Annotated in this window: 5 protein-coding genes; 2 read left to right on the forward strand and 3 right to left on the reverse strand. The window is 69.3% G+C overall.

Annotation, left to right across the window (positions count from 1 at the left end):
• Window positions 1-139, reverse strand: a 139-nt coding sequence (locus ACFE67_RS14235) for a 50S ribosomal protein L27 (protein ID WP_375407537.1), incomplete at its 3' end; no start/stop codon positions are given.
• Window positions 140-149: 10 nt separating this feature from the next.
• Window positions 150-458, reverse strand: a complete 309-nt coding sequence (gene rplU, locus ACFE67_RS14240) for a 50S ribosomal protein L21 (RefSeq protein ID WP_375407533.1) — start codon at window positions 456-458, stop codon at window positions 150-152.
• A 190-nt stretch (window positions 459-648) separates the two neighbouring features.
• Between rplU and ACFE67_RS14245 the strand changes: the two genes are divergently transcribed.
• Entirely contained in the window at window positions 649-927 is a 279-nt protein-coding gene (locus ACFE67_RS14245; protein WP_375407534.1) for a DUF4031 domain-containing protein, read from the forward strand.
• A gap of 34 nt (window positions 928-961) precedes the next feature.
• On the opposite strand, the gene ACFE67_RS14250 is transcribed toward ACFE67_RS14245, so the two are convergent.
• A complete protein-coding gene (locus tag ACFE67_RS14250; RefSeq protein WP_375407535.1) occupies window positions 962-3,328 on the reverse strand; it encodes an Rne/Rng family ribonuclease in 2,367 nt (788 codons plus the stop codon).
• Window positions 3,329-3,614: 286 nt separating this feature from the next.
• Between ACFE67_RS14250 and ACFE67_RS14255 the strand changes: the two genes are divergently transcribed.
• The gene (locus ACFE67_RS14255) at window positions 3,615-4,220 is read left to right on the forward strand and encodes a vitamin K epoxide reductase family protein (RefSeq protein ID WP_375407536.1); all 606 of its coding nucleotides are present in this window, start codon (window positions 3,615-3,617) and stop codon (window positions 4,218-4,220) included.
• Window positions 4,221-4,295: the final 75 nt, after the last annotated feature.

Genomic DNA, 4,295 nt, shown 5'->3' on the forward strand with positions numbered 1-4,295 from the left:
GGTGGAAGTGCGTGCCGCGCTGGCGGACGATGATCTCGCCGGCCTTGACGACCTGGCCGCCGAAGCGCTTGACGCCGAGGTACTGCGCGTTGGAGTCACGCCCGTTGCGGGTCGAGCTCGCGCCCTTCTTGTGTGCCATGTGCTGCTCCTCAGCCGATCGCGGTGATGCGGACGCGGCTGAGTTCCTGGCGGTGGCCCTGGCGCTTCTTGTAGCCGGTCTTGTTCTTGAACTTCTGGATGATGATCTTCTTGCCGCGCTCGTTGTTCAGGAACTCGGCCGTCACGGTGATCTTCGCCAGATCGGCAGCGGCATGCGTCACAGTCTCGCCGTCGACGAGCAGCACGGGCTCGAAGGACAGCGTGCCGTCCTCCGTCGCCTTCTGGCGGTCGACCACGAGGACGGTGCCGACCTCGACCTTCTCCTGGCGCCCACCGGCGCGCACAATCGCATAGACCACTTCGAGCCCTGACTCTCGTTCGCTGACTGAATTCATTCGAGCGTCGGACCCTGCCCGCAGCACTCCGTGCAGAGCGCCGTTCGGCAGGACCGACCAAGTCGGATCGGTGCTCGCTGGGCCAACACGCTCGGGCGACCCGTGCACCGACCGATCACAGTACCAGGTGTTGACGGGGTGGGACGATGCATCGATGGCGGTGCTGGTGGACGTTCCCATGTGGCCGGCGCACGATCGCCTCTGGGCGCATCTCGTCAGCGATGCGTCGCTGGAGGAGCTGCACGCGTTCGCGGAGCACGCAGGGCTCCCCCGGCGGAGCTTCGACCTGGACCACTACGACGTGCCGGAGGAGCGCATCGCGGAGCTCGTAGCGCTCGGCGCGGAGCAGGTCTCCGCCCACGACCTGACGCGGCGCCTGATCGCCTCCGGCCTCCGGGTCAGAGCCCGAGACCGCCGACCCTCCGTTTTGTAGGAAGGTCCTGCCTACAAAACGGAGAGTCCGGGGGCTATTCGTCGCCGGCGGTGAGGGTGGGGGTCGAGACGCGGCGGCTGCGGCGGCGGCCCTGACCGGCCGCCTTGGGCGCGGGCAGCGCTTCCAGCACGGCGTCGAGGAGGTGGTCGTCGGCCGGGCGCTTCGGCGGACGTGACCCGGCCTCGCGGTGCTCCGTCGGCAGGTCGAGCAGCAGCGGCGGAACCTCGGGGGCGACGACCGCGGCCGGCACCTCCTGCACGACGATGTCGACGACCGGGACCTCGACGGTCGACTCCGCCGACTCCACCGGCTTCGGGGCGAGGGTCGCGCCGGCGATCTGCGCCAGGGCGGTCTTCACGCCGGGCGTGATCGCGTGCGTCGCAGCGGCTTTGGCGGCCTGGGACTGCTGGTGCGGCTGGGACTGCTGCTGTCCGCCGCTGCCGTTCCCGCCGCGACGCCGGCGGTTCGGCTGCGGCTGCGACTCCTGCTTCTCCAGGCTCGTGTTGCCGTCGCCGACCGACTCGGCCAGCCCGACACCGAGGCGCTTCCTGGTCATCTGCACGAGGCCGAGCGACGTGACCTCGGCGACCTGGTGCTTCGTGCGATCGCGGGACAGGCACTCGACGAGGCGCCGCGACACGAGGTCGCGGTTGCTCTCGAGGACCATGTCGATGAAGTCGACGACGATGATGCCGCCGATGTCCCGCAGCCGCATCTGCCGGACGATCTCCTCCGCGGCCTCGAGGTTGTTCTTGGTGACGGTCTCCTCGAGGTTGCCGCCCGAGCCGACGAACTTGCCGGTGTTCACGTCGATGACGGTCATCGCCTCGGTGCGGTCGATGACGAGCGAGCCGCCCGACGGCAGCCAGACCTTGCGGTCGAGGGCCTTCTCGATCTGCTCGTGCAGCCGGTGCGCGGTGAAGACGTCGTCGTCGCCCTGCCAGGTCTCGAGCCGGTCGAGCAGGTCCGGTGCGACCTGCTCGAGGTACCGCTCGATCGTCGCGCGCGGCTCGTCGCCGTCCACGATCAGCTTGGCGAAGTCCTCGTTGAACACATCCCGGACGATCTTGACCAGCAGGTCCGGCTCGCCGTGCAGCATCGTCGGCGCGCTGGCGGTCTCGACCAGGTGATCGATCTCCGCCCACTGGTTCGCGAGGCGCTGCACGTCGACCGTCAGCTGCTCCTCCGTCGCGCCCTCGGCCGCGGTGCGCACGATCACGCCGGCCGAGTCGGGCAGCGCGTCCTTCAGGATCTTCTTCAGGCGGGCGCGCTCGGTGTCCGGCAGCTTGCGGGAGATCCCTGACATGGAGCCGTTCGGCACGTACACGAGGTAGCGACCGGGCAACGAGATCGCGGAGGTGAGCCGCGCGCCCTTGTGCCCGATCGGGTCCTTCGTGACCTGGACCAGCACCTGGTCGCCCGACTTCAGCGCGAGCTCGATGCGGCGGGCCTGCGAGCCCTTGTCCCCCAGGCGCTCGCTCGCGGCCTCCCAGTCGACCTCGCCCGAGTACAGCACGGCGTTCCGACCGCGGCCGATGTCGACGAACGCCGCCTCCATCGAGGGCAGCACGTTCTGCACGCGGCCGAGATACACGTTGCCGATCAGCGAGAGGTTCTGGCTCTTCGCGACGTAGTGCTCCGCGAGGATCCCGTCCTCGAGCACGCCGATCTCGACGCGGTCCCCGATCGTGCGCACGAGCATCACCCGATCCACCGCCTCGCGGCGGGCGAGGAACTCGGACTCGGTGACGACCGTGCGACGGCGGCCGTCGTTCCGGCCGTCGCGGCGGCGCTGGCGCTTCGCCTCGAGCCGCGTCGAGCCCTTCAGCTTCTGCGGCTCGGTGATCGGCTCGCGGACCGGCTTCGCGCGGGTGACGACCTCGGTCTGCGGTGCGCCCTCGGACTCGTTCGAGCCGGGACGACGACGGGTGCGCCGACGCCTGCGAGAGCCGCCCGCCTCGTCGTCGTCATCGTCGCCGTCGTCCACCGGATCGTCGACGCGATGCTCGGTCGGCAGGACCGTCGACTGCGGAACGGCCGGGGGCGCCTGGAACAGCACGGCGAGCGGCGGGCGGGCAGGAGCCTTCGGCGCCTCCGTCGGCGCACCGGGCTCGGCCTCAGGCTCCGTCGAGTCGACCGAGGCCGGCACGATGACATCGGGCTCGCCCTGCTCTTCGGCGTCGTCGAGAACGCGGTCGCCTTCGGCCGGGGCCTCCTGCGCCACGGCTGGTGGAGGCAGCACGGCCTCCGGTGCCGGAGAGGCACCATCCACGGCGATCGGCTGGGGCGCGTCCACGTCGCTCGGCGGCATGGGCTGGAAGGTCGCGCGACGCCGCCTGCGCGGGGCCTTCACCTCCGCCTGGCTGCTCTGCTCCGTGTCGTTCTCGCGGTATTCCACCATCGCTGGTGCACTCCTCATGCGGTCACGGCTTCCGCCGATTCCGTGTTCACCTCGGGCCTCGGCGCTGCGTGCTCGCCGGCGGCCCGGGAAATCCTCGAATGTCGTCGCGCTCCAGGGCGGTGCGCCGGTGGCGGGACAAGCGCCACCCCACCGTGCTGGCACGAGGGGGCTCGGTCCGAAGACCTGTCCAAGCGTTCGGCTCCGCGTACGCGATCGCCTGAGTCGAGTATCGCACGCGGGCCGCGTCGGCGCTGTCGGCTGCACCTCCGGTGCGATACTTCCTGCCGTGATCGAGCGGATGCCACGGCCCTCCCGAGCGCTCGCGATCCTGCTGATCGTGGGCGGAATCATCGGCCTGATCGCCGCGTTCGCGCTGACGCTGGACAAGTTCGCGGTACTCGAGAACCCGAAGTTCGTCCCGAGCTGCAACTTCTCGGTGCTCATCGGATGCTCGAAGAACCTGAACTCCGAGATCGGGTCCACGTTCGGCTTCCCGAACCCGCTGATCGGTCTGATGATGTTCCCCGCGCCGCTGATCATCGGCGTGGCATCACTCGCCGGTGTCCGGTTCCCGAGGTGGTTCTGGGCACTCTTCAACGTCGGAATGGCCTTCGCCATCGGGTTCGTGATCTACCTCATCAGCAACAGCATCTTCAACTTCGAGCTGCGTGTGCTGTGCCCTTGGTGCATGGCCGTCTGGTCGGTCGTGATCCCGATGTCGCTCGCGACGACTCTCTACAACCTCCGCGAGCAGACCCTCCCGCTCGGCGCCCGCGTCGCGAAGGCGGCTGGGTGGCTCTACGGCTGGATGCCGATCCTGACACTCGTCTGCTACGTGATCTTCGCGGTCGTCGCGCAGGTGAACCTCGACGTCCTCGGCAACCTGTTCTGAGCACTATCGACCCCGGGTGGTCTCGAGGCAGTGAGACTGGTGGTGGGTTCCGCACCGTCGGGTCTGACCCGTCTC

The organism is uncultured Amnibacterium sp. (genome assembly GCF_964244015.1).
Lineage (GTDB): Bacteria > Actinomycetota > Actinomycetes > Actinomycetales > Microbacteriaceae > Amnibacterium.

Bases quoted from the DNA above. Each gene is read 5' to 3' on its own strand.
- ACFE67_RS14245 (WP_375407534.1), top strand. From the start codon at position 649: ATGGCGGTGCTGGTGGACGTTCCCATGTGGCCGGCGCACGATCGCCTC.
- ACFE67_RS14250 (WP_375407535.1), bottom strand. From the start codon at position 3,328: ATGGTGGAATACCGCGAGAACGACACGGAGCAGAGCAGCCAGGCGGAG.